Source organism: Nocardia lasii, assembly GCF_042658545.1.
Taxonomy (GTDB): domain Bacteria; phylum Actinomycetota; class Actinomycetes; order Mycobacteriales; family Mycobacteriaceae; genus Nocardia; species Nocardia lasii.
Map to the genome: position 1 here is coordinate 534,627 of NZ_JBHSQN010000002.1, position 23,996 is coordinate 558,622.

The window sequence follows — 23,996 nt, forward strand, 5'->3', positions numbered from 1 at the left end:
CGGTCGCGATGTCGACCGCGCTGTGCTGGGCGGCCGAGGCGATGGCTACCGGCGGTCGAAAACGCTGGCGTCGTGCAGCATCTCGGCGCGCAGCATCGTCTCGGGAACGCCCATCGCCTCCACCAGGGTGAGGGCCTCGGGACGCAACCGGTCGACGAGTTCGTTCACCCCGCGTCGCACGGCCTTGGCCCGCTCCACCGACATGAACCGGTGCATGATGTACCAGGCCAGGTTCTCCTCGAGCGTGGAGTACACGAACAGATCGCAGACCTTCTCGGCGAGCGCCTTGGCCTCGGGGTCCTCGATCTCGGCGATCCCGTCGACGAACTCCTCGAGCACGAGCCGGTCGATGTGGGCCGCGCCGGCAGCCAGGATGTGGTCCTGGGCGTTGTTGAACGCCTCGAACGGGCCGGTGTCGGCGGCGCGGGCGCGCAGTCGGTGCGCGGCGGTGCGCAGCAGGTAGTCCTCGCGGTCGGCGAACAGTTGCAGCTGCACATCGCGTTTGGCCAGATCACCCTCGTCGATGGTCTCGTCGCTGCGATCGCGCAGGGTCTGGATGAGTTGGCGCACACCGGTGTTCTTGCGCACCACGTCCCCGGCCATGGTGGCGGCGAAGCGCACCCAGCCCATCGCGTCGAGGTCGCGGACCTCGTCGGAGTAGGCGGTGAGCAGTTCCTTGGCCACGAGCTGGGTGAGCACGACGTTGTCACCCTCGAACGTGGTGAACACGTCGGTGTCGGCCTTGAGCGTGACCAGGCGGTTCTCGGTGAGATAGCCCGCGCCGCCGCAGGCTTCGCGGCACTCCTGGATCGCGCGGGTGGCGTGGCGGGTCTGCGCGACCTTGAGACCGGCGGCGCGCTTCTCGAGCGCGCGCTGGGCCCCGGCCTCGACATTGTCGCCGCGCTGGACGGTGTCCATGCGCCGCACCAGGTCGTTCTGGGCGAAGGCCAGCGCGAAGGACTTCGCGACCAGCGGCAGCAGGCGACGCTGGTGGCTGCGGTAGTCCAGCAGCAGCGTCTCCTCGCCGGTGTCGGGATCGGCGAACTGGCGGCGGGCCAGCGCGTAGCGCACCGCGATGCTCAGGGCCACCCGCGCACCGGCCGCGGCCGCGCCGCCGACGCTGACCCGGCCGCGCACGAGCGTGCCGAGGGTGGTGAAGAAGCGCCGGCTCGGGTTCTCGATCTCGGAGCTGTAGGCCCCGTCGGCGGAGACGTCGGCGTAGCGGTTGAGCAGGTTCTCGCGCGGCACCCGCACCTGATCGAAGACGATGCGGCCGTTGTCGACGCCGGGCAGGCCGCCCTTGAGGCCGTCGTCGTAGGTGGTCACGCCGGGCAGATCGGCGCCGAGTTCGTCGCGGATGGGCACCAGCAGACAGTGCACGCCCTTGCTCTCACCGCCGACGATCAACTGCGCGAACACCGCGGCCATCCGCGCGTGCTTCGCGGCGCCGCCGATGTAGTCCTTGCGCGCCGACGGGGTCGGGGTGTTGATGACGAATTCCTGGGTGGCCGTGTCGTAGGTGGCCGTGGTCTCGAGGTCGGCGACATCGCTGCCGTGGCCGGACTCGGTCATCGCGAAGCAGCCGAGCAGGTCGAGGGAGATGAGGCGCTTGATGTAGTCGCGGTGGCGCTCGGTGCCCAGGTTCTCCACGGCGCCGCCGAACAGGCCCCACTGCACCCCGGACTTCACCCACAGCGACAGGTCGGTGTAGGCCAGCATCTCCAGTCCGGTGACCGCGCCGCCGGGGTCGCCGGTGCCGCCGTTCTGCGGGCGGAAGCCCTTCTCGGGGTAGCCGAGGGCCGCGATGAGTCGCATCTGCTCGAGCACGCGCTCGCGCGCGGCGTGGATATCGAGTTCGGGGTCGTCGGTGAATTCCTCACCGGCGAGCTGTGTTCGCGCCTGTTCCCTGATCGCGCGCCACGGCCCGTCCAGCGCTGAGCGAAGGTGTTCTGCCGTCGTTGTTGTGCCGGTAGCCATGCCTCCGACCCTAGTGAAATCGGACGCGCCGCGCTGCTGCCTCGCGCGGGCGGCCGCGTTCAGTAGGCGCCGTCGCCGCGGGTGACCGCGCCGATGGTGCGCGCGATCAACGCCAGATCCAGCACCATCGACCAGTTCTCGACGTAGGAGATGTCCAGGCGCACCGAGTCCTCCGGCGACAGATCCGAGCGGCCGCTGACCTGCCACAGGCCGGTGACGCCGGGCTTGACCAGCAGTCGCCTGCGCATCTCGCCGTCGTAGCTGTCGACCTCGCGCTGCACCTGCGGACGCGGCCCGACCACGCTCATGTCCCCGAGCAGCACATTGAAGAACTGCGGCAGCTCGTCGAGGCTGTACTTGCGCAGGAACCGGCCCACCGCGGTCACCCGGGGATCGTCTTTGACCTTGAAGAACACCGGATTGCCGCCGTCGCGTTCGATCATCGCCTCGACCGCGCGGTCGGCGTCGACGTACATGCTGCGGAACTTGATCATCCGGAACGGGGTGCCGTCACGACCGATCCGTTCCGAGAGATAGAACACCGGGCCCGCGCTGGTGACCTTCACCGCGAGCGCGATCACGGCCAGCATCGGCGCGATGAGAATCAACACGATCGCGGCGAAGCACCAGTCGAACACGGCCTTGCGGCTGGACTTGGCGCGCCCGTACTGCGGTGGGTCGATGTGCAGCATCGGCATGCCCGCCACGATCCGGTTGGTCAACCGGGCCTGTGCGATGTCCACCACACCGGGCGCCACGATCAGGTCGACGCCGAGTTTGTCCAGGGCCCACGCCATCCGGCGCAGCTCGACCGGACCCAGATGGTCGGTCGCGGCCACGGCCACCGAGTCGGCGCCGCTGCGGCGGACCGCGTCGAGCACCGAGCGGTCGTCGCCGAGCACCGAGGGCCCGTCCTCGGAATCGAACTGCTTGCCCACCGAGCCCGCGGGCACACACACCCCGACCACGTCGTAGCCGGAGCCGGGGTGGTCGGTGAACGCGGTGGCCATCGCCTGGGCGGCCTCGGGCGCGCCGACGACCAGCACCGAGGTCAGGCACCGTCCCTGGGCCCGCCAGCGCCGCAGGCGTACCCGCCAGGCCAGTCGACCCGCGACCAACCCCGCCAGGCCGACGGGCAGCGCGATGGCGAGATACCCGCGCGCGACCTCCACCCGGAACAGCAGCGCGAGGATCGCGAGCACGCCGAACAGGCGCAGGGTCGCCGAGACGAGCCTGCGGAATTCCTCGCTGCCCGCGCCGACCACCTGCGGGGTCCGGCTGCCGTAACCGTGCAGGAGCGCCAGCCACCCGAGGGCCAGCGCCAGCGAGACCACCGAGTAGCCGACCTCGTAGGGCAGCGGCCACGCCAGCGGCGGGTCGACCGGTCCGCCGAAGCGGATGGCTTGGGCGGCGGCGACCGCGCCGAACACGGCGATGACATCTGTCACAGCCAGGCGTTGCACGAACGCGGCCTGCCAACTCTGACGTTGTGTGCTGTTGCGCACTCGGACTCCGTTGACAACGTCGATGTCGCCAGTCCCGGCGAGCTCGTAGCTCATGAACCCACCACCCCTTCGGGAGACAAAAAACCATTCCCGATCCCCGTCGACCGGAACGCGGACGTTGCGGTCGCCCTACTTTCCGTCGAGTCGAAACCCGTGCCTCGATTGTTACAGACCGTCACCGAGCAATCACATCGAAGAGTCAGTGCCACAACGGATTCCAGCGGTTAGCCAGATCACACAGCAACCGGACGGCTATCACTGATCCGTCATCGCCTTTCGATATGAACGCAGGACAGCCACACCAACGCGTGCGCGGCGTCACAAACGGGAGGGGAACGGTCGTCCTCGCCTGCGGTTAGCCGGTGCGGGTAAGACCGTGTCGAACTCGAAAACATACCATGGTTCTGTTTCTCCCCCCTCCCCTTCGGAGGGAACGTTTCACCTGATGGCTGTAACGTGTCTGCCCGTCGGACCGACGTCCGGCATGACCCGCGGCAGCAGCCGCGACAGCTCGATGATCAGCGAAAATCAGTAATGAAGGTGGGGGCTCCACGTGCACTGTCGACTTTGTGATTCCGAACGGTTGACCAGCGTGCTCGACCTCGGCGCCACACCCCCGTGCGAGAGCTTCCTGGCCGCGTCCGAACTCGACGCGCCCGAGTCGACCTACCCGCTGCACCTGCGGCTGTGCCAGGACTGCCTGCTGTTGCAGATCCCCGCGCTGATCACCCCCGAGGACACCTTCACCGAGTACGCGTACTTCTCCTCGTTCTCCGACAGCTGGGTGCGCCACGCCGAACAGTTCGTCACCACCGCCACCGAGCGGCTCGGCCTCGGGGCCGACTCGTTCGTCGTGGAGGTGGCCAGCAACGACGGCTACCTGCTGCGCCACGCGGTCGCGCGCGGGATCCGCTGCCTGGGCATCGAGCCCTCGGTCAATGTCGGCCAGGCCGCGCGCGAGGCCGGTGTGCCCACCGAAACCGCGTTCCTGCAACCGGATTCTGCCGCGCGGGTGCGTGCCGAGCACGGTCCGGCCGACCTGGTGGTGGCCAACAACGTCTACGCCCACGTGCCCGATCTGCGCGGGTTCACCCACGGGCTGCGCACCCTGCTCGCCGACGACGGCTGGCTCAGCATCGAGGTGCACCACGCGCTGAACCTGGTCGAACTGGGCCAGTTCGACACGATCTACCACGAGCATTTCCAGTACTACACCGTGCACTCCGCCCAGCGCGCCCTGGCGATCGCCGGGCTGACGGTGGTCGATGTGGAGCTGCTCGGCACCCACGGCGGCTCGATCCGGCTGTGGGCCCGCCCCGACGCCGTCGCCGAGCCGACCGAGCGCGTGGCGCAGGTGCTCGAGCTCGAGCGGGCGGCGGGCCTGCACGAGCCCGCCGGGTACGCCGCGCTGGAGGCGCGCGCGCAGTCGGTGCGCCAGGAGCTGCTGCGCTTCCTGCTCGACTGCCGCGCGGCGGGCAAGCGGGTCGTCGGCTACGGCGCCCCCGGCAAGGGCAACACCCTGCTCAACTACTGTGGCATCCGCCCCGACCTGCTCGAATACACCGTCGACCGCAATCCCTACAAGCACGGCCGCTACACCCCGGGCACCCGGATCCCGATCCACGGGCCCGAACGCATCGACGCGGACCGGCCCGATGTGGTGCTGGTGCTGCCGTGGAATCTGGAGACCGAGATCACCGCCCAGCTCGCCCATGTCGGGGACTGGGGTGGGGAGCTGATCTACCCGCTGCCGGTGCTGCATCGCGGTGTCCCGGTCGGCGAACCGGTCTCGGCCGGCGCACACCTCGAAGGAAAGTGAACGAACCGATGAAGGTCGTATTGTTCTGCGGCGGATACGGCATGCGCATGCGCGGCGGTTCCGACGATGTCGTGCCCAAGCCGATGCAGCTGGTCGGTCCGCGACCGCTGCTGTGGCACGTGATGCGCTACTACGCGCACTACGGCCACAAGGAGTTCGTGCTGTGCCTCGGCTACGGCGCCGAGCACATCAAGAACTTCTTCCTGACCTACCAGGAGTCCGCGTCCAACGACTTCGTCATCCGCAACGGCGAGGTCGAGCTGCTGGGGACCGATATCAGCGACTGGACGATCACCTTCGTCGACACCGGCGTGGAGTCGGCGATCGGTGAGCGGTTGCGTCGGGTGCGCGAGCACCTCGACGGCGACGAGTACTTCCTGGCCAACTACGCCGACGTGCTCACCGACGCGCCGCTGGACACCATGATCGAGCGCTTCCACGCCTCCGGTGCGGCCGCGTCGATGATGGTGGTGCCGCCGCAGTCCTCGTTCCACTGTGTCGACATCACCGCCGACGGCGCGGTCAAGGACATCGTGGCGGTGGCGCAGATGCCGCTGTGGGAGAACGGCGGCTACTTCGTGCTGAGCCAGGAGGTCTTCGATCTGCTGCCGCCCGGCGGCGATCTGGTGGCCGACGCGTGTGGCGCGCTGGCCGGGCAGGGCAGGCTCTTCGGCTTCCAGCACCTGGGCTTCTGGAAGCCCGCGGACACGTTCAAGGAGCGCGCCGAACTCGACGACGCCTACCGCAACGGCGACCGCCCGTGGATGGTGTGGGACAAGCCGTGATCGGGTTGTTCACCCAGCCGCCGCGGCGGATCGCGGTGCTCGGCGCGCACTGCGACGACATCGCGATCGGCATGGGCGCGACGCTGCTCGCGCTCACCACCGCCGTCCCCGACCTCGAGGTCCGCGCGCTGGTGCTCGCCGGCGGCGGCACCGCGCGCGAGGACGAGGAGCGCGCGGCGCTGACCGCGTTCTGCTCGGGCATCGAGCCCGAGCTGCGCGTACTGGATGTGCCCGACGGGCGCGCCCCCGCGCACTGGGATCGGATCAAGGACGCGTTGGCGGAATTCCGGCGCGGTGGTGAGCCCGAGGTGGTGTTCGCCCCGCAGCGCGGTGACGCCCACCAGGACCACCGCCTGCTCGCCGAACTGGTGCCGACCGAGTTCCGCGACCACCTGACCCTCGGCTACGAAATCCTCAAGTGGGAGACCGACACTCCGCGGCCCACCCTTTATCACCCGTTGAGTCACGAACTGGCACAGCGTAAGTCGCAACTGCTGCACCAGCACTATCCGTCGCAGACGGGCCGGGACTGGTTCGACGATCAGGCCTTCCTCGGGTTGGCCCGGATGCGTGGCGTGCAGTGCCACGCGCCGTATGCCGAGGCGTTCGTGCTCGACAAAGCGATCATCAGATGGGAACAGACGTGAACATGCGGGTACTGGTCACCGGCCACCAGGGGTATCTCGGCACCGTGATGGTGCCGGTGTTGCAGGCCGCGGGCCACCGGGTCACCGGCCTGGACATCGGTTACTTCGCCGACTGCCTGCTGGGCGAATTCGCCGGTGACCCCGAGGGTTTGGACGTCGACCTGCGCGAGGTGACCGTCGAGCACCTGCGCGGTTTCGACGCGGTGATCCACCTGGCGGCGCTGTCGAACGATCCGCTCGGCGCGCTGGCCCCGGAGATCACCTACGACATCAACCATCACGCGTCGGTGCGCCTGGCCCGGCTGGCCAAGGAGGCGGGGGTCTCCCGGTTCCTCTACGCCTCGACGTGTTCGGTGTACGGCGCCGCCGGTGCCGAGTTGGTCACCGAGGACGCGCCGCTGCGCCCGATCACCCCCTACGCCGAGAGCAAGGTCCGCGTCGAGGACGATGTGGCCGCGCTCGCCGACGACGGTTTCGTGCCGGTATTCCTGCGCAACGCCACGGCTTTCGGCTTCTCGCCGCGCCTGCGCGCCGATATCGTGCTCAACAATCTGGTCGGTTACGCGGTGCTCACCGGCGAGGTGAAGGTGCTCTCCGACGGCACCCCGTGGCGTCCGTTGGTGCATGCCCAGGACATCGCGACCGCGTTCGCCACCTGCCTGACCGCGCCCGCCGCCGACGTCTCGTGCCGGGCGTTCAATATCGGCACCGAGGTCAACAACCTCACCGTCGCCGAGATCGCCGCCTCGGTGGTCGAGGCGGTGCCGGGTTCGCGGCTGCTGATCACCGGCGAGAACGGGGCCGACCCGCGCTCCTACCGCGTCGATTTCTCCTCCGCGCGTGAGGTTCTCGGCTTCGAGGCGCAGTGGACGGTGCCCGCGGGCGCGGCCGAGCTGTTCACCGAGTACACCGCGCGTGGACTCACCTCCGACGCGTTCTTCCGCCGGTTCACCCGCCTGCCGCACCTCGAGGGCCTGCGCGAGAACGGGGTGCTCGACGCGCGGTTGCGCCGGATCAGTGCGTCGGCGTCAGCGTAGCCAGCAGCGTCGCCCAGCTCCCGGCCCGCGCGTCGCGCGCGGAGACCGGGCCGACGGGCAGCGGCCAGTCGATGGCCAGCTCGGGGTCGTCGTAGGCGACCCCGAGGTCCTCGGTCGGATCGTGGGGTCGGTCGATGCGGTAGCAGACATCGGCGACCTCGGTCAGCGCCTGGAAGCCGTGCAGGAAGCCCGGCGGCACGTACAGGTGATGGAAGTCCGCGTCGTCGAGCCGAAAGCCTTGGCGCGCACCGAATGTGGGCGAGTCGGGGCGGATGTCGACGAGCACGTCGTACACCGCGCCGTGCGCGCACCGCACCAGTTTGGCCTCGCCGCGGCCGCCGCGACCGTGCATGCCACGGATCACCCCGCGCACCGACCGCGACTGCGAGTCCTGCACGAAACGCGCCGCGGCGCCCTCGATCCCGAGGTGGGCGTCGAATTCGTTCGCGTCGAAGGTTCGGGTGAACAGTCCACGCTCGTCCCGGAACGGTTCGGGAACGAGTACCACCACGTCGGCCAGTTCGGTCCGTTCGATACGCACGAGGACATCCTGCCATGACCCGCCGATGCCGCGGCTGTGCCGAGACCACGCTCGTTCCCGTGCTCGATCTGGGCACGGTCCCGGCCGCCGACCACTTTCCGCCACGTGACAGCGCGATCGGCCCCGACGAGACCGGCCATCCGCTGCGCATGGATCAGTGCGCGACGTGCGGATTGGCCCAGCTCGCCGACGACGACACCGTCACCGCCGAACCCCACGGGGTCGAACCGCAGGCCCTGCGCGACCAGGCCGCCGAGGCGGTGCGGCTGGTGCGCGCGGCCGGTCTGCTGCGCGCGACGACGGTGACCGAGTTCGGCAGCCCGCACGGGGGCACCTGGTTGCCGCTGCTCACCGAGCACGGCTTCACCGAGGTCACCGACGGTCCGGCGGCGGTGGTGCTGGACTGTTTCGGCATCATGCACGAACCCGACCAGCGCGCGGCCTTCGCGGCCCGCGCCGCCGCGACCGATCCCGGGGGTGTGCTGCTGGTGCAGTATCACTCGCTGGCCACCATCGTCGCGCAGGGGCAGTGGAATGCCCTGCGGCACGGGCACTTCGCGTACTACTCGCTGTCGGCGCTGTGCGCGCTGGTGGGTGCGGCGGGGATGAGCGTGGTCACCGCGTGGGAGTTCGATCTCTACGGCGGCACGGTGCTGCTCGCGGTGCGTCACGGCGCGCACGCGCCCGACGCGACGGTCGAGCGGATCCTGGCGGCCGAGGCCGAGGCCCTGAGATCGACTGTCACGTTACAGAACACGGTCGACCGTCATGTCAGGACGCTCCGCGCCTGGCTCGAAGACAGTGCGGCGCAAGAACTTCGGGTTTACGCCTACGGGGCCGCCTCCCGTGCTGTCGCGCTGCTGGCCATGGCGGGCGCGCACCGGGGCGTGCTGGCCGGTGTCGCCGACGCCTCCCCCGGCAAGCAGGGCGCACGGATGCCGGGCACCGACGTGCCCATCATCTCCCCCGCCGACCTCGTCGCCGCCGACCCCGATCTCGTCCTGTTGACGCTGCCGGACCTGCTCCCCGAAGTCAGCGCGGCGCTCCCGGAACTGGACGGGCGCTGGATGATCGACGATCCGGCGGGCCCCGCACCGGTGATACCACGGCCGTGAGGGCTGTGGCATAGACGATCTAATGTCGCCCGGCACATGACAGGTTCGCGTGGGATACTCGGATCGCCCAGCGCCGCACCATGATCGAAGCCCGGTCACCGCTGGGCCGTCGCAGTGTCGCGGTGGCCGGTGCCCGGTTCGACGGGCCAGCAGCGGCGTTCGAACGCTCCTGTTCGAGGGTGAACAGCCAGGGGAAAGAATCTGATGAGGGGAATCACCGTGCTTCGTCCGCGCGCGCTCCGAGTGGCCGCGATGGCTTCGGCCATCGCCGTCGGCCTCGCCATGGGGGCCGGTGCCGCCGGTGCCGACATCGACAGCAGCAGCACCGTTCTCGACGGCAAGAACCGCACCGTCGAAGCCATCCAGTCCGACACCAGGATCGATTTCGTCGCCCCGCTCGACGGCAACCCGCTCACCCGTGAGTGGTTCCACAGCGGCGCGGCGTCCTACGTGGTCACCGGCCCCGAGGCCGAGGACTGGTCGGGCCACATCACCATCGGCTACCAGGTCGGCTACCCGGCCACCCTGGACGGCAAGATCAAGTTCGAGTGGTCGACGCCGGGTCTGAGCGTCGAGCTCGGCTCCGATCCGAGCGCCACCGTCGACGGCCTGATCCCGCGCGCGGGAATCGAGCTGGCCGTCGGTTTCGGTCCGGGCATCCAGGAGGTCGAGGTCGCCGGTGGCGAGGTCTCCGGTTCCTCGGGCGTGGTGCGCCTTTCGGGCTTCCACGGCACCGTCACCGGTGTGGTCGGGCAGACCAACGTCCGCCCGTTCGTGAAGATCGTCGGCTCCGGCGGCGACACCGTGGTCACCTACGGCAAGACCTTCTCGATCTGACGCGGGCGCCCGGCCGTCACCACACGGTGGCGGCCAGGCCCCACGCCTCGAGTTCGGCCACGATGTGGGCGCGCAGTTTCGCCTCGTCACCGAAGTACTCGGGGTGGATCCCGAAGAACGTGATGGTGAGCTTGTCGTCGTATTCGACGGCCCAGGCGGCCACGGCGGGACCTTGGCGACGGCGTTCGGCGGCGTCGCGGCCCTGCATGATCGCCCGGATCGCGAACGATCGCGCGCGCCTGCCACCGATCTCGATGGCGCTGTCGGGGGCGGCACCGAGGTTGGACACGGTGGTGTCGGGGCCCGCGATCGAGCGCATCATCTTCTCGATCACGCGGTCGGGCAGCAGGCGCACGACCGGTTGGAGATTGTCGGTGAGCGCGTCCTGGCCCGCGGTCGCGTTGCGGGCGAACGCGGCCTTGCTCAGTGCCCTGATTCCCGCGAGGCCGGTTTCCGGGGCGATTTGATCGGGCACCCGGATCCACACGCCGCCGGAGGCATTGGCGCGTTCGTCGCCCGCTTCGCGGTTGCTCACGGCGATGCAGACCCGCAGCCCGTCGGGGCCGATCGGGTAGCCGGAGCGTTGCACGAGGCCGCCGAGCAGGGCGGTGAACAGGGTGTTGCCGGTGCCGTCGAACGCGCGGGCCCGGTCGGCCCAGCGGGCGCGGTCGATGTCGACGATGGCCAGGGTGGTGTCGGGTCCGTCGGCGGCGGTGTCGATGGTGCGCGGGGCGCGCGCGGCGGTCGGCGGGCGGTCGTGGCGGGTGCGCCACAGTTCGGTGGCGATCACGCGGGCGGCTACGGCGGCCTCGCGCAGTTGGGCGAGTGCGTCTTTCGCGTCGTCGCGCCAGCGGGGCGCGGCCATGACCTCGGCTTCGGTGGGCAGGCTGGTGGTGGAGCTGCCCGCGTGGGCGGCGGCCAGCGCGTTGTAGAGACCCTGGCCGTCGGCGACCATGTGCGAGATCAGCAGGGAGAGTACAAAACCGCCCGAGGTGGTGCGCACCCCGATCAGTTGCCAGCCGCGCCCGCCGACGGGGTCGAGGTCGGCGGTGCGCAGGGTGCGGTCGGCCCAAGCGCCGATCTCGTCGTCGGCGATCGGGTCGGGTTCCACGCGCAGCACGGGCGGGTGCGGGGAGCGCACCCATCGGTGCCGGGCGAAGGGCACCACAGCGCGAATCACTTTGCGGCTCAACGATCCCGCCGCCAGTTGCGCGCCGAATTGTTCGAGGTCGGCAGGTTCGGGTTCGCTGTCGAACACCCAGGCGTATTGGATCGGCGCGGACCATCCGAACAGGTCCTGCGCCAACAGGTATGACTCGTCTGCCCCGGCAACACGGTTCATGTCGTCAGGCTATCCACGGTGTCGGGAGCGCGCATCCCGGGCGAGCGCGAGAGCGACATTCACCACACCCGGTGGGTCAGACCCCACCCGTCGAGTTCGCCGACGAGTAGCCTGCGCAGCGCCTCGGTATCGGGGAAGCGCTGTTCGTCGAAGGCCGCGACCGAGAAGGTCATGGTGTCGCCGGAGCGGACCGCCCACGATTGCAGCCCGTCTCCGAACCGGTACGGGAGGTCGGGGTCCACCCCCTGCGCGATCCCGCGAAACGCGACCGCCTCGGCATCGACGCCGCCGAGGACCCGCAGGTCCGCACCGAAGTCGCCCAGGTTCGACGCCACCGCGTCCGGCATTCCCGACCCCGCCGTCGCGGCGCGCACGACCAGCCCGGTCGGCAACAGCGGCACCAGGGGCAGCAGGTGCACATGGGCGGCGCGCCGCCCGGCGGAGAGTCGTGTGAACGCGTCCTTGCAGAGTCGCCGCAGCGGTCCGAGGTCTCCCCCGGTCCTCAGCTCGTCGGTGAGCACCACCGACACTCCCGCTGTCGCGTTGCCGCGTTCGTCGTCCTCGGTGCGCCTGCTCACCGGAATCCCCAGTTTCAGCGGTCCACCGTCACCGTATCCCGAGCTGCGCAAGGCGGCGGCCAGCACCGCGACGAACAGCGTATTGGCTGTCCCGCCGTGTCGATGTGCGACCGAATCCCAGTGCGCCCCTTCGACACTGACCGTCACCCACGAGCACCGTGCCCGCGGGGAACGCCGCTGCGCGGGCACCTTCACCGATCCCGTGTTCGCACGCGTGGGCGAAGGTCCGCCGTTGTGCGCCGAGCCGGCGGGTTCGCCGTTCCGGCGGTCGTGTGCCAGGGTGGCGGCCGCCGAGCCGATACCGCGTCCCGCCGCGACGAGGACGTGTACGCCGTCGAGCACATCCCGCAGGCCGTCGCCGACCGTATCGAACAGGGAGCCAACGGGTCTCGCGGCGGCACGCGCGACCCCTGGATCGAGCGGGTCCGACGCCGTGCCCGCGAGGGCGTCCATGGCGGCACCGACCATCGTGCGCCCGTCCGCGACGAGGTGCAGTGCCGTCAGCGAGAGGACGAAACCACCGTCGTCGACCGCGACCCCGCGCAACCGCCACGCGGGTCCGCGTTCGGGGTCGAGCGGTGTCCCGTAAAGCTCTGCCCCCGACCACTTCTCGATGTCCTCGACCGCGATCGGTGTGGTGTCGAGCTCCAGTTCGGGAGCGAAATCGGCGTGGACCCACCGGTGTCGCGCACCGGGCACACGCACCCGGATCAGCCGCCGATTCAGCACACTGTTCCTGAGCTGTTCGTTGAACGCCACCAGCCCCGCCGGATCGGGGCGGGTCGGGAATCGCCAGACGATCTGCAAGACGACCGACCAGCCGAATGCCTCGCGCACCAGCCAATACGTGCTGTCCTCCGGCTGCATCCGCAGCGTGTCGACCATCAGCGTCGCGCCCGCGAGCGCAGGTGCGCGTCGGTGCGCTCCTCGACCAGATCAGCGCATCGCGCGACCGCCTCCTCGGGCGTGATCAATTGTCGCGCAAGCACTTCGGCTCGTCGGGCGCATTCCGGGGCGAGGACGGTGGTCAGCTCGGCCACCAGCGATTCGGTGGTCAACCCTTTCAGCCGCATCGAGGCACCGACGCCGTGCCGCGCGCACTGTGCGCCCCAGTACGGCTGGTCCGAGCCCACCCAGCACACCAGGCTCGGGATGCCCGCCCGGAGCGCGGCGGCGGTCGTTCCGGCGCCACCGTGGTGGACGGCGGCCCGGCATCGGGGCAGGATCGTCTCGTGGTCGACGGCGCCGACAACCCGCACGTCCGCGCTCTCGACGGGCGGGAGGTCGGCCCAGCCCGTGCTGATCAGCGCCCGCACGCCGAGCCGTTCACCGGCCGCGACAATGGCACCGACCACGCCGACCGGGTCGGGCACCGGCATACTGCCGAACCCGAAATACACTGGTGCCGAACCCTGTTCGATCCAGTCGAGCAGGGCGGAATCATCGGTGTCGGCGCCGATCCGACGGCGCTGCTCCCCCGACAGACCGAGGAACCCCACGAACGGACGCGCTCGGGCCCACTCCGCCACCAGTTCCGGGCACAGCGCGGGATCGTAGGCTTGGATCTCGAGCCGATCGCCGGGCACGCGCGCGACCGTGCCGGACAGCCCGAGTTCGTGGCGCAGCGTGTTCTGTCGACCTCGGGTCAGCGTCCACATCGCGGTATCGGTGGCCCACCAGCTCGCCCGGTTGAGCACGGGCGGCAGGCCCGACAGACCGGCGGGCACCGGCGACACCGTGCTGTTGGGCCGGATCGGCGCGTGATGCACCGAAAGGCATTCCGCCCCTGCCGATTCGGCGAACGGTGTCGCGATCTGTTCGGTGACGAACCCGGTCAGGATCGCGTCGGCACCCGTGCTGAGCCCGGCCATGTCCGAGACGGCCCGCGCCCACCCGAGGTCGCGGATCTCGGTGAAGGCCGCCCACCGCTGGCGTGGTCCGCCGGTGCGCAGTTTCGTGCGCACCACCTCGGAGTTCATGTGCGCGTGGGTGTCGTAGCCGAACGGTCGGGCGTCCAGCCCGGCCGAGGCGACGAACTCGCACAGGTTCGGTGGTGCCCCGACGACCACCTCGTGGCCGCGGCGCGCGAGTTCGGCGCCGATGACCACCGCGGGTTGGATATCTCCCCGTGTTCCGTTGAACGCAAGTAGAAACCTCGACATGCCAGCACGGTAGGCGAGACCGGCAGCAAGGGACCAGCATCCGGTCCGCCCGTGTGAGATGAAGCACCCGGAGGTGATTTCACCGGGCGTGTTCGGCGATCCTCTGGTTACGGTGGAATTTCTCGACCCCGCCGTCCTGCGAGGAGCTCGATGAAATTCGTTCTCGCGTTCACCGGCAGCCGCGGTGACGTTCAACCGGGTGTGGCGCTCGGTGTGGAATTACGGTCCCGTGGTCACGCGGTGACGATGGCGGTGCCGCCGAATCTCGTCGAATTCTGTCGACGGACCACAATTCCCACCGAATCCTTGGGCGCCGACACCAAGGAATTACTCGACTCGCAGGTGGTTTCGCGTGGAAGGAAATCCGCGAATCCGCTCGAACGACTTCGCGCCCTCGCCGAACTCACGATACATAACGGCCGCCGCACCCAATCCGAACTACTCGACCTCACCGAGGGCGCCGACGCGGTGATCGGCGGCAGTGTCGGACAGGAACGGTTATCGAATGTGGCGCTGGCGCGTGGAATTCCGTACGTGCCGGTGCACTACTGCCCGCTGCGGCGCAACAGCATCGCCTCGCTGCTGCCCGTCGACCGCGCACCCGGTGCCGCGCACCACCTCAGCTGGGCGGCGCTCGAGCACCTGAGCTGGCTCGCGACCCGCACGGCCGAACGCGAACTCGCCGCCGACCTCGGCCTGCTACCACCGTCGAGTCCGCCGGCACGCCGGATCAGCGCCACCGGCGTTCCCGAGATCCAGGCCTACGACCCGCTGCTGTTTCCCGGTCTGGCGCAACAGTGGGGCTCGGCGCGACCCCTGGTCGGCTTCCTCGAGCCGACCCCGGCGACCCGTGCCCAGCTCGGCGACGACGCGGACACCACCGCGCTGGACACCTGGCTCGACGCCGGACCCGCGCCCCTCTATGTCGGCTTCGGGAGCATGTCGATCGCCGAACCCCAGCGCCTGGCCGCCACCCTCACCGAGGTCGCCGCCGCACTCGGCCTCCGCCTGCTGGTCGCGGCCGGGTGGAGCGAGTTCATGGCAGGCACGACCGGTGCCGACGTGCGGGTGGTGCGCACCGTCGACCACGCCACCGTTCTCCCCCGCTGCGTCGCGGCCGTCCACCACGGTGGCGCCGGAACCACCGCGGCCGCCCTGCGCGCCGCAATCCCGGCCCTGGCGTGCACGATCGGCGCCGACCAGCCGCTGTGGGGTCGCCGACTGCGCGCCCTCGGCGTCGGCACCGCACTGCCCGCTGCCCGAGTCGACCACGAATCCCTGACTCGCGCACTCCGCTCTCTGCTCTCACCCGAATGCCGCACTGCTGCCCAGGAACTCGGCGAGCAGCTGATCGCGCCCGAATCCGCGGTGCGGTCCGCCGCCACCCTCGTCGAAGCCGCGGTCCGTCCCGCCGTCCGTGAAGGAATCCGATGAACGCCCTGTCGCTGTCCGTGGTGATCCCCGCCTACAACGAGGCCGAGATCATCGGCGAGTGCCTGCGCCGCCTGGCCCGCCAGCGCGCGCACATCACCGAGATCCTGGTCGTGGACAACAATTCCACCGACGACACCCGCGCGATCGTCGCCGCCCACGCCCGCGACTGGCCCGCGATCCGCCTGATCTCCGAAGCCGAACAGGGCCTGGTCCATGCCCGCAATCGCGGTCTCGACACCGCCACCGGCACCCTGCTCGCCCGCATCGACGCCGACACCCTGGTCCCACCCGACTGGGCCGAGCGCATCCTCGATTTCTTCGCCGCCGACCCCGAACACCGCTGGTCCGCCGCCTGCGGCCGTGGCCAGGCCTACGACCTGCCCTACGGCGATACCGTCGGCGCCCTACGGCAACGCTGGCGCACCAGGAACAAGGACCGGATCAAACAGGTCCCCGTCCTCTACGGCTCGAACATGATCCTGCGCCACGACACCTGGACCGCGATCCGCGACCGCGTCACCATGCGCCGCGACATCTTCGAAGACGTCGACATGGGCCTGTGCGTCACCGAGATCGGCGGTCGCAATGCCTTCCTGCCCACCATCACGGTCGGCGTCGCCCCCCGCCGCATGGAAACCGCGATGCCGTCCTTCATCCGCTACATGTCCTGCCTGCCCCGCACCCTGATCCTGCACCGCCGCTACGCCCTGGCCGCCGGCGCGACCCTGCTCTACCTCCCGCCGATCGTCGCCGTCCACGCCACCCGACTGCTTCTGCTGCGCACCTACGACACGAAAACCCGCACCTTCACCCCGACGAACCTCTTCCGCAAGACCGCCGACCGCGTGGCACCCTAGAACCCCGAGGCCACTCAGGCACGGCGCATGTACACGCGCACCGTCAGCGGCGCCAGCACCGCGATCACCACCGCGGCGCCCAGTAGCGAGATACCGATCTGCGGCCCGAAGTGGCCCTCGGTCAGTTCCCGCACCGCCGTCACCAGGTGCGAAACAGGATTGACCTGGGCGAACGCCTGCATCCACCCGGGCATGGTCGACACGGGCACCAGCGCGTTGGACACGAACGTCAACGGCATCAACACCAGCATCGAAACCCCCTGCACCGTCGAAGGTTTGTCCATCAGCACGCCCATGAGTGCGAAGATCCAGCTCAGGGCGAACGCGACCACCATCACCAGCAGACACGCCACGACCACCCCCGCGGGACTGGCGGGCCGGTACCCCATCGCGAGCCCGACCAGGATCGTCATGGTCGTCGCGACGGCGTAGCGCACCATGTCGGCGAGCAGCGACCCCGCCAGCGGCGCCACCCGCGCGATCGGCAGGGTGCGAAACCGGTCGAAGACGCCCTTGTTCATGTCCTCGCGCAATTTCACCCCGGTATTGACCGAGGCCGCCACGGCCACCTGGACGAGCACGCCCGGAATCAGCGTCGGCAGATAGCCCGAGACCGTGCCCGCGATCGCGCCGCCGAAGATGGACGAGAACATCACCGTGAACACCACCGGCAGCGCGACGACGTCGAACAGCTCCTGCGGGTTGTGTCGGATCTTGAGCAGCCCGCGCCGGGCCATGGTCACCGCGTGCGAGATCGACTGCGAGACCGAGACCGAGATCGGCGGCGGCGCGCCGACCCGGTCCAGCGCCGTCACGCCGGCTCCGGCACGCGCGCGGTGCCGGTGATCGCGAAGAACACCTCGTCCAGACTCGGTTGCGCCACCCCGAGTTCGCGCACCGCGATCCCGGCCGTGCGCAGCGCGAGCAACAGTTCCGGCAGCGCGTCGGTATTCGCCGAACCCACCCGGATCCGGCCCTCCTCGGCCGCGACGACCGCGGAGCCACTGTTGAATCGCTGCACGATCGCGGTCGCCTCCGCCAGATCGGCGCGATCCACGCGCAGGGTCAACGCGGCCGCGCCGACGGCGGTCTTGAGTTCGTCGGCGGTGCCGTTCGCGACGACCCGACCGTGGTCGATCACCACCACGTGATCGGCCAGAGCATCGGCCTCGTCGAGATACTGGGTGGTCAACAGCACGGTGGTGCCGGTGGCGACGAGCTCGCGCACCGTCTGCCACATCTGCGCGCGCGTGCGCGGGTCGAGCCCGGTGGTCGGCTCGTCGAGGAACAGCAGCGGCGGGCGGGCGATCAGACTCGCGGCCAGGTCGAGTCGGCGTCGCATGCCGCCGGAGAAATGGCGCAGGGGTCGGCGCGCCGAATCCTGGAGCCCGAATTCGTCGAGGAGTTCGTCGGCACGGCGGCCGCTGTCGGGGCCGGACAGGCCGAGCAGGCGGGCGAAGATGGTGAGATTCTCGCGCGCGGTGAGATCCTCGTCGACCGAGGCGTATTGACCGGTGACGCCGATCAGCGACCGCACCGTGGCCGCGTCGCGCACCACGTCGTACCCGAAAACCTTGGCGCTGCCCGCGTCGGGGCGGACCAGGGTGGCGATCATCCTGACCGTGGTCGTCTTGCCCGCCCCATTGGGTCCGAGCACCGCGCACACCGTGCCCGCGCGCACCGTCAGATCGATCCCGTCGACCGCCCGGAACGCGCCGAAAGATTTCGTCAAACCCGTTGTTTCGATCGCCGATTCGACTGCGGCCATCGTCATCTCCTCCTCGGTCGGGGAGTGCGGTCGCACCACTGCGAATTGCTGGCAGCTTATGTTCTCGGCGAAGACAGCGGCAACCCCGCGACCGGTCGAGCCAGACCCCCACCCGAGCCCCGACACGGCTTCGACATCGTTCGGTAACCACTTCCACATATGCGCGAAATGACGAAAACCGGTGTCGGCGCGGAAATATCACCATGACCAGCGGGTATATCCAGCTGGAATCATTCGTGACGAAGGCCACGACGATCCGGGAGGAACTATCTCCGTGCGCCCCCTACGCTCGATTCAGGTCCGAGACGGGCCAACGCCGTTGGTGCGAACGACGTCGAGGTTGTTCGTCATCGAGCGAGCATGCGGATTCACAGGTGTTTTCAGCTTTCGGTCAGCAACAGGGTTGGGGCGCGTTCGTATGGAATTCACAGAGCTAGCCGATTATCCGCTTCCCGCGGGCACTGTCATCGAATGGACACCGGTCACCAGCGCGGCAACCGCCTGGTCACCGGACACGCGGGCACTGAGTCACCTGCACGAGGAACACTGTGCGCGGGCCGGGAGCGCCGGGGGCGAGAGCTCGTGGCTCGGCGCCATTTTCGAGGTCCCGCTGCCCTTCGACGAGGGCGCGGTCCGCACGACGCTGCGCCGCTGGATGGCGCGGCACGACGCGTTCCGCACCACCGCCGACGCGTCGGCGGAGCAACGGTTCGTGCGCTACACCTGCGACACCGACGACATCGGTGTGGCGGCCCGCCCGGTCGGGCATCTGCGCAGCGGCACCCGGGTGTATCAGCACCTCACCGACTTCTTCGGCAGTCGCCTGTCACCCACCCGGTGGCCGCACTGCCTGGTGGCCACGGTCAGCGAGACGGGCCAGGGCGCGGGTTTCCTGCTGGCGTTCGGGGCCGATCACTCGGTGATGGACGCGTACTCGATGATGTTGGCCATCAGCGAGATCCAGCGCATCTACCGCAGCGAACTCACCGGAGCCCCCGCCGAACTGCCCGAGGTCGGCAGCTATATCGACTTCGGCGCCGAGGACCGCGCGGTGGGCGCGACGATGACCGTCGACCATCCGGCAGTGCGCCACTGGGAGCGGTTCCTGCGCCACGACAGCGGCCGATTCCCGGCCTTCCCGCTCCCGATCGCGCCACGAGTTACCCACGGCCGCAAGGGGTTACGACGGGAACCGTTCCACCGTCACACATACCGCGGCACACACCAGAGCGGGCTGTCGTCCTGGGTGCTCACCACCGAGCAGGCCGAACGGTTGCAGGCGCGCAGCCGGGCGGCCGGCTACACCACCCAGTCCGCGGTGTTCGCCGCGCTCGCCGCGACCCACCGCGTCCTGGTCGGCGCGCGCCCGTTGCGCTGCGCCATGCCGGTGCACACCCGGTCCACGCCCGCGCACGCGCACGCGATGGGCTGGTACGTGGGCCTGCTCCCCCTGGAGATCGACCACCACGGCGCCGACACCCTCGAGGAGTTGCTCGCCCGCACCGCCACGGCCATCGATTCCACGAAAGCCCTGGCGCAGTATCCTTTTCCGCGCATCGCCGATCTGCTCGGCTGCGCGGAAGCGCCCCGTTTCGTCGTGTCCTACGTGGATGTGCGGTTCGTGCCCGACGCGACCCGCTGGCAGCAGTGGCAGGTGCGACCGTTGCGCAGCGGGGAGCTCTCCGACGAGGAGGTCTACCTCTGGATCGTGCGCTCCCCCGGCGGCATCGCGGTATCGGCGCGGTTCCCCAGCAACGAGGTCGCCGCCGCCACCGTGCACCGCTTCCTGAATACCTTCACGGCCATCCTGTCCACCGTGACGAGCGAGGGCGCGCTGGTGGACCGCCGCATCGATGTCGCCCCGGCGGCGGGATGAGGCGCCGATGATCATCACCGCACTGCGCAATTGGCGCCCCGCCGCCGGTGAGCTGGTGGAATGGCACCCGAGCGACCACGCGGCGCGGGTCGCGGCCACGTCGGGCCCCGATCCCGATCCGGGAACATTCTTGCAGGACAACCACATTCGCGGCCTCTGTGCCACACGCCATTCCACCGCACCGCACACCGCCTACCTCGCCGTCTCGACCGAGGTCGACGGAGCGCTCGACGCCGAGGCGATGGGTCGCGCGCTGCGACGGTTCGTGTGCCGCCACGCCGGAATGCGGACCTGGTTCAGCACCGATGGCGCCACCGTGGCCCGCCACAGTGTCGCCGCCGACGATGTCGCGTTCGAGGCACGGCGTGTGGGGAATACCCCGGGCGACAAGGCTTTTCGCGACTACGCGCTCGACCGCTTCTCCGCCGAGGCGGTGGCCACCTCGTGGCCCGGGTTCGTGCTCGGCGCCGTGGCCCGACCGGAGTCGTTCACCCTGTACTTCGCCTGCGACCACGCCCTCAGCGACGGCGCGTCGCAGGCGCTGGTGCTCACCGAACTGCTCGACTTCTACGACAGCGAGACCACCGGCCGCGCGCTCGGCCCGTACACCAGCATGCCGACCGGCGGGTTCCCCGAGTACGCGCGCGCCGAGCACGCGCTCGCCCGCACCTACGACCAGCACAGTCCCGAGCTCAGGCAGTGGGTGGAAACCTTTCGGCAGCACGGCAATACGATGCCGCGCTTCCCCCTGGATCTGGGCCTGGCGCCGGGACAGACGGCGCCGATGCACGGCATCGAGTTCGACCTGCTCGGGCGCGCGGGCTCGACGGCCTTCGCCGAGGTCTGCCGGGCGGCGGGCGGTCGGTACCTGGCCGGTGTGCTCGCCGCGGTCGCCGTCACCGATCTCGAAACCGCCGGGCGCGGTGAGTATTACGGCATGACCGTGGTGAGCACCCGTGGTCTCGGCGACTTCCTGCTCACCCAGGGCTGGCTGTGCAACTTCGCGCCCCTGAGCTTCCGGGTCGAGGACTGCGCGTCCTTCACCGAACTGGTGTCGCGCGCCAATGCCGCCTACGACCGCGCGATCCGCCTGGCCGGCGCCCCGCTGTCGGCGGTGCTGAGCGCACTGCTCGCCTCGGGCGCCGATCCGCGCTCGGTGATGACGAGCCCGAACATGCTGTCCTACTTGGACTTCCGCCGCTTCCCCGGCGCGGGCACCGCCCCCTACGAGCGGGCGATGCTGTTCACCGGCGAGGGCGAGACGGCCAACGCCTCGATGTGGTTCAACCGCGACGCCGACCACCTCTACCTCGGCTGCCAGAGCCCGTTCACCCCGTTCGCCCAACGCCAACTCGCCCGCTACCACGCCCACCTGCGCGGCGTGTTCGCCACCGTGGCGGCCACCGGCGACTACCCGATCGGCGCGGGCAAGGAGGTGGCGCTTGCACGTCACCACGGTTGACCACTACCTGCCCGAACCGGGCACCTTCATGCACTGGACCGTCCCGACCGAGCCGACCGGGGTGGCGTCGCCGATTCCCCCGTCGTTCAATCAGCTCGTCCACCTGTCCGGCGCGGAATCCGGAAGTATCTGGCTGGCAGCGGCTTTCGACGTTCCCGGAGCACTCGACCGAGCACGTCTCGCCGCCGCCTATCGCGCGTTGATCGCCCGCCACGGCACCCTGCGCAGCTCCTTCACCGCGACACCGTCCGGCCCACGACGCGTCCTGCACCCGACTCCGCCCCACCTCGAACCCCAACCCGACCAACCCCACACTTGCGCGACGACCTTGCGCGAAACCCTGCGCCGCCACAGCGATATCGCGTGCGCTCCGTTCGCCGAGCGGTCCTATCTGCTCGCCGCGATCGACCGGCCCCACACCGCCACGATCGTGTGCGCGTTCGATCACGCCCACGTCGACGCCTACTCGATCGCCATCGTCATCGAGGACCTGCGACAGCTCTACCTCGGCGTCACACCTGAACTGCTCTCTCCCACCGGCAGTTTCGTCGACTTCTGCGCCACCCCGGTCGAGTTCGGCCCCGACGACCCCCGCCTGGCGGGCTGGCGGGCGTTCTTCGGCGACCAGGGCGTGACGCCACCGACCTTCCCGCTCGACCTCGGCCTCGCACCGGGACAGCGCGCACCCCAGGCCGTCGAACTGCGCCACCTGCTCTCGGCCGAAGACACCGACAGCTACGAAAGCTTCTGCCGCACACAGCAAGCGGGACTTTTCGCCGGAACGCTGGCCGCCCTGGCCCACAGCGTCGACGCGATCGGGGGTGGAGATCGACTACGACTGCTGTTTCCGCTGCACACCCGCCGAGAACCACAGTGGCATCACGCCGTCGGCTGGTTCACCGCCAACGCCCCGGTCACCGTCACTGTGACGCCCGAACTCGCCGACACGATCCACGCCGCCCAGTCCGCGGTGCGCGCCGCCATCGACCTCGGCACGGTCCCCCTCGCCGAAACCCTGCACGCGCTGGGCGGATTGCGCCCCCACCACGCCGACATCTTCATGGCGTCCTACGTCGACTACCGACGCCTGCCCGGTGCCGCGCACCACCGCGCCATCAACGCGACCCACATCTCCAACACCGGCTCCGCCGACGACGTCCAACTGTGGTTGTCCCGCAGCGACAACGGCCTGGCCTTACGCGCCCGCTCCCCGTCGACACCGACCGCGCACGAGGTCGTCGGCGCCCTCCTCGACCAGGTCCAGCGGACCCTGCGCACGGCCCACCTCGCCCGGGTGGGCGGCTAATTACCCGGTCGGACCGCCACGACCGCACCGACCGTGCGCACCCTGACCCGCTCCATGATCTGCCCGACCAGACGCAGATCTCCGGTGAGAACATCGGTGCGCGTGACCAATTCGGGGTAGTCGGTGGCGATCCGGTGGTGGAAGCGGTACATGTCGGTCAACTTGGACCGGGTGGTCGTGCGGCTGCACAGGTTGAACGAGGAATTGCGCCAGGCGGCCACGATCCGCTCCGTCCCGACGAAGGACCCGCCCGTGGATACCCGCGCGAACAGGTCCACATCCATCGGGAACACCAGGTCCGGGCGCAGCCCGCCCACCCGCTCGTAGTCGGCGCGACGGAACATCGCCGCGGCCGTCGGCCCGAATTCGGCGGGACCGCGGCGCACGATCACCCTGGCCAGTTCGCGCGGCGTGCGGCGGCCGAGCAGACCGGGCAGACCGAGGTCGGTCTCGAGCAGCTCGCCCTGTTCGTCGATCACATCGAAGCGGCCGGCGCAGATCGCGACCGAGGGGTCGGCCAGCACCGCCAGCTGTTCGGTCAGCGCGCCGGGGCGCAGGATGTCGTCGGCGCAGACGACTTTGATCACCTCGCCGGACGCGGCGCGGATCACCCGGTCCCAGTTGGCGCCGATCGGGAGCACGGATTCGTTGCGGATCACCCGCACGCGCGGGTCGCCGGTGGAGTGGGCGATCTCACCGGTGCGGTCGGCGCTGGCATTGTCGAGGACGAGCAGCTCGAAATCGACGTCCTCGGCGAGCACCGAGTCCAAGGTCACCGCGAGCGTGCGCTCGGCGTCGTAGGCAGGTACACACACCGTCAACGCGGAAGCCATCTCGCACTTTCCTGTCCCCGGGTGTGCCGTGCGCACCCCCACCTGTCAGTCCCTGTGACGAATCTACCTCACCCCTGTTCACCCCGCCGCCCGGTAGGCTCGAGCGCGGATACTC

At 69.7% G+C, this 23,996-nt stretch carries 20 protein-coding genes; 11 read left to right on the forward strand and 9 right to left on the reverse strand.

The window, feature by feature from the left end:
• Nucleotides 1-45: 45 nt before the first annotated feature.
• The gene (locus tag ACFP3H_RS06180; protein ID WP_378600805.1) at nt 46-1,977 is read right to left on the reverse strand and encodes an acyl-CoA dehydrogenase family protein; all 1,932 of its coding nucleotides are present in this window, start codon (nt 1,975-1,977) and stop codon (nt 46-48) included.
• Between the two features lie 59 nt (nt 1,978-2,036).
• On the reverse strand, nt 2,037-3,482 hold the full coding sequence (locus tag ACFP3H_RS06185) for a sugar transferase (protein WP_465263751.1): 1,446 nt from the start codon (nt 3,480-3,482) through the stop codon (nt 2,037-2,039).
• 553 nt (nt 3,483-4,035) lie between these two features.
• Here ACFP3H_RS06185 and ACFP3H_RS06190 point away from each other — a divergent pair.
• The 4 genes from ACFP3H_RS06190 to ACFP3H_RS06205 are packed head-to-tail and all read left to right on the forward strand — an operon-like array spanning nt 4,036 to nt 7,770.
• On the forward strand, nt 4,036-5,301 hold the full coding sequence (locus ACFP3H_RS06190; protein ID WP_378600809.1) for a methyltransferase domain-containing protein: 1,266 nt from the start codon (nt 4,036-4,038) through the stop codon (nt 5,299-5,301).
• Nucleotides 5,302-5,309: 8 nt separating this feature from the next.
• Nucleotides 5,310-6,086 carry a glycosyltransferase family protein gene (locus ACFP3H_RS06195; protein ID WP_378600811.1) on the forward strand — a complete coding sequence of 259 codons (777 nt, stop codon included), beginning with the start codon at nt 5,310-5,312 and terminating at the stop codon, nt 6,084-6,086.
• Nucleotides 6,083-6,733, forward strand: coding sequence for a PIG-L deacetylase family protein (locus ACFP3H_RS06200; RefSeq protein ID WP_378600813.1), 651 nt, complete (start codon nt 6,083-6,085; stop codon nt 6,731-6,733). Before ACFP3H_RS06195 ends, ACFP3H_RS06200 begins: the two co-directional genes overlap by 4 nt.
• A 2-nt stretch (nt 6,734-6,735) precedes the next feature.
• Nucleotides 6,736-7,770, forward strand: coding sequence for an NAD-dependent epimerase/dehydratase family protein (locus tag ACFP3H_RS06205; RefSeq protein ID WP_378601615.1), 1,035 nt, complete (start codon nt 6,736-6,738; stop codon nt 7,768-7,770).
• Here the strand turns inward: ACFP3H_RS06205 and rfbC are convergent.
• Complete coding sequence (gene rfbC / locus ACFP3H_RS06210; RefSeq protein WP_378600815.1) at nt 7,748-8,311, reverse strand: dTDP-4-dehydrorhamnose 3,5-epimerase; 564 nt, start codon at nt 8,309-8,311, stop codon at nt 7,748-7,750. The two genes, ACFP3H_RS06205 and rfbC, sit on opposite strands and share 23 nt — an antisense overlap.
• A 14-nt stretch (nt 8,312-8,325) precedes the next feature.
• Between rfbC and ACFP3H_RS06215 the strand changes: the two genes are divergently transcribed.
• Together ACFP3H_RS06215 and ACFP3H_RS06220 are read left to right on the forward strand one after the other, a co-directional pair.
• Nucleotides 8,326-9,426 carry a class I SAM-dependent methyltransferase gene (locus ACFP3H_RS06215; RefSeq protein WP_378600817.1) on the forward strand — a complete coding sequence of 367 codons (1,101 nt, stop codon included), beginning with the start codon at nt 8,326-8,328 and terminating at the stop codon, nt 9,424-9,426.
• Between the two features lie 252 nt (nt 9,427-9,678).
• Nucleotides 9,679-10,263: an MspA family porin gene (locus ACFP3H_RS06220; RefSeq protein ID WP_378600819.1), complete on the forward strand. Its 585-nt coding sequence runs from the start codon at nt 9,679-9,681 to the stop codon at nt 10,261-10,263.
• Between the two features lie 16 nt (nt 10,264-10,279).
• On the opposite strand, the gene ACFP3H_RS06225 is transcribed toward ACFP3H_RS06220, so the two are convergent.
• From ACFP3H_RS06225 to ACFP3H_RS06235, 3 genes are read right to left on the reverse strand one after another with little or no spacing between them, the layout of a single operon-like run.
• Complete coding sequence (locus ACFP3H_RS06225) at nt 10,280-11,605, reverse strand: hypothetical protein (RefSeq protein ID WP_378600821.1); 1,326 nt, start codon at nt 11,603-11,605, stop codon at nt 10,280-10,282.
• Nucleotides 11,606-11,664: 59 nt separating this feature from the next.
• Entirely contained in the window at nt 11,665-13,068 is a 1,404-nt protein-coding gene (locus tag ACFP3H_RS06230; RefSeq protein WP_378600823.1) for a hypothetical protein, read from the reverse strand.
• Nucleotides 13,068-14,345 carry a glycosyltransferase gene (locus ACFP3H_RS06235; protein WP_378600825.1) on the reverse strand — a complete coding sequence of 426 codons (1,278 nt, stop codon included), beginning with the start codon at nt 14,343-14,345 and terminating at the stop codon, nt 13,068-13,070. Before ACFP3H_RS06235 ends, ACFP3H_RS06230 begins: the two co-directional genes overlap by 1 nt.
• A 150-nt stretch (nt 14,346-14,495) precedes the next feature.
• Between ACFP3H_RS06235 and ACFP3H_RS06240 the strand changes: the two genes are divergently transcribed.
• Nucleotides 14,496-15,779: a glycosyltransferase gene (locus ACFP3H_RS06240; RefSeq protein ID WP_378600827.1), complete on the forward strand. Its 1,284-nt coding sequence runs from the start codon at nt 14,496-14,498 to the stop codon at nt 15,777-15,779.
• Nucleotides 15,776-16,636, forward strand: coding sequence for a glycosyltransferase family 2 protein (locus ACFP3H_RS06245; RefSeq protein ID WP_378600829.1), 861 nt, complete (start codon nt 15,776-15,778; stop codon nt 16,634-16,636). The genes ACFP3H_RS06240 and ACFP3H_RS06245 overlap by 4 nt, the downstream gene beginning before the upstream one ends.
• 14 nt (nt 16,637-16,650) lie before the next feature.
• Here the strand turns inward: ACFP3H_RS06245 and ACFP3H_RS06250 are convergent, their stop codons facing one another.
• Together ACFP3H_RS06250 and ACFP3H_RS06255 are read right to left on the reverse strand one after the other, a co-directional pair.
• Nucleotides 16,651-17,451 carry an ABC transporter permease gene (locus ACFP3H_RS06250; protein ID WP_378600831.1) on the reverse strand — a complete coding sequence of 267 codons (801 nt, stop codon included), beginning with the start codon at nt 17,449-17,451 and terminating at the stop codon, nt 16,651-16,653.
• Nucleotides 17,448-18,410, reverse strand: a complete 963-nt coding sequence (locus tag ACFP3H_RS06255; RefSeq protein ID WP_378600833.1) for an ATP-binding cassette domain-containing protein — start codon at nt 18,408-18,410, stop codon at nt 17,448-17,450. Before ACFP3H_RS06255 ends, ACFP3H_RS06250 begins: the two co-directional genes overlap by 4 nt.
• Before the next feature lie 412 nt (nt 18,411-18,822).
• Here ACFP3H_RS06255 and ACFP3H_RS06260 point away from each other — a divergent pair, with 412 nt between their 5' ends.
• The 3 genes from ACFP3H_RS06260 to ACFP3H_RS06270 are packed head-to-tail and all read left to right on the forward strand — an operon-like array spanning nt 18,823 to nt 23,048.
• Nucleotides 18,823-20,280, forward strand: coding sequence for a condensation domain-containing protein (locus tag ACFP3H_RS06260; RefSeq protein ID WP_378600835.1), 1,458 nt, complete (start codon nt 18,823-18,825; stop codon nt 20,278-20,280).
• Between the two features lie 7 nt (nt 20,281-20,287).
• Nucleotides 20,288-21,742 (forward strand): condensation domain-containing protein, encoded by a 1,455-nt coding sequence (locus ACFP3H_RS06265; protein WP_378600838.1) that lies wholly within the window; start codon nt 20,288-20,290, stop codon nt 21,740-21,742.
• On the forward strand, nt 21,723-23,048 hold the full coding sequence (locus ACFP3H_RS06270; protein ID WP_378600841.1) for a condensation domain-containing protein: 1,326 nt from the start codon (nt 21,723-21,725) through the stop codon (nt 23,046-23,048). Before ACFP3H_RS06265 ends, ACFP3H_RS06270 begins: the two co-directional genes overlap by 20 nt.
• On the opposite strand, the gene ACFP3H_RS06275 is transcribed toward ACFP3H_RS06270, so the two are convergent.
• The gene (locus ACFP3H_RS06275; RefSeq protein WP_378600844.1) at nt 23,045-23,881 is read right to left on the reverse strand and encodes a glycosyltransferase family 2 protein; all 837 of its coding nucleotides are present in this window, start codon (nt 23,879-23,881) and stop codon (nt 23,045-23,047) included. The genes ACFP3H_RS06270 and ACFP3H_RS06275 overlap by 4 nt on opposite strands.
• Nucleotides 23,882-23,996 lie beyond the last annotated feature (115 nt).

What these genes read in the sequence shown, in the direction of transcription:
- ACFP3H_RS06205 (WP_378601615.1), top strand. Translation starts at nt 6,736, where the DNA reads ATGCGGGTACTGGTCACCGGCCACCAGGGGTATCTCGGCACCGTGATG.
- ACFP3H_RS06245 (WP_378600829.1), top strand. Translation starts at nt 15,776, where the DNA reads ATGAACGCCCTGTCGCTGTCCGTGGTGATCCCCGCCTACAACGAGGCC.
- ACFP3H_RS06275 (WP_378600844.1), bottom strand. Translation starts at nt 23,881, where the DNA reads ATGGCTTCCGCGTTGACGGTGTGTGTACCTGCCTACGACGCCGAGCGC.
- ACFP3H_RS06255 (WP_378600833.1), bottom strand. Translation starts at nt 18,410, where the DNA reads ATGACGATGGCCGCAGTCGAATCGGCGATCGAAACAACGGGTTTGACG.
- ACFP3H_RS06195 (WP_378600811.1), top strand. Translation starts at nt 5,310, where the DNA reads ATGAAGGTCGTATTGTTCTGCGGCGGATACGGCATGCGCATGCGCGGC.
- ACFP3H_RS06220 (WP_378600819.1), top strand. Translation starts at nt 9,679, where the DNA reads ATGGCTTCGGCCATCGCCGTCGGCCTCGCCATGGGGGCCGGTGCCGCC.
- ACFP3H_RS06230 (WP_378600823.1), bottom strand. Translation starts at nt 13,068, where the DNA reads ATGGTCGACACGCTGCGGATGCAGCCGGAGGACAGCACGTATTGGCTG.
- ACFP3H_RS06235 (WP_378600825.1), bottom strand. Translation starts at nt 14,345, where the DNA reads ATGTCGAGGTTTCTACTTGCGTTCAACGGAACACGGGGAGATATCCAA.
- ACFP3H_RS06225 (WP_378600821.1), bottom strand. Translation starts at nt 11,605, where the DNA reads ATGAACCGTGTTGCCGGGGCAGACGAGTCATACCTGTTGGCGCAGGAC.
- ACFP3H_RS06180 (WP_378600805.1), bottom strand. Translation starts at nt 1,977, where the DNA reads ATGGCTACCGGCACAACAACGACGGCAGAACACCTTCGCTCAGCGCTG.
- ACFP3H_RS06260 (WP_378600835.1), top strand. Translation starts at nt 18,823, where the DNA reads ATGGAATTCACAGAGCTAGCCGATTATCCGCTTCCCGCGGGCACTGTC.
- ACFP3H_RS06265 (WP_378600838.1), top strand. Translation starts at nt 20,288, where the DNA reads ATGATCATCACCGCACTGCGCAATTGGCGCCCCGCCGCCGGTGAGCTG.
- ACFP3H_RS06240 (WP_378600827.1), top strand. Translation starts at nt 14,496, where the DNA reads ATGAAATTCGTTCTCGCGTTCACCGGCAGCCGCGGTGACGTTCAACCG.
- ACFP3H_RS06215 (WP_378600817.1), top strand. Translation starts at nt 8,326, where the DNA reads ATGACCCGCCGATGCCGCGGCTGTGCCGAGACCACGCTCGTTCCCGTG.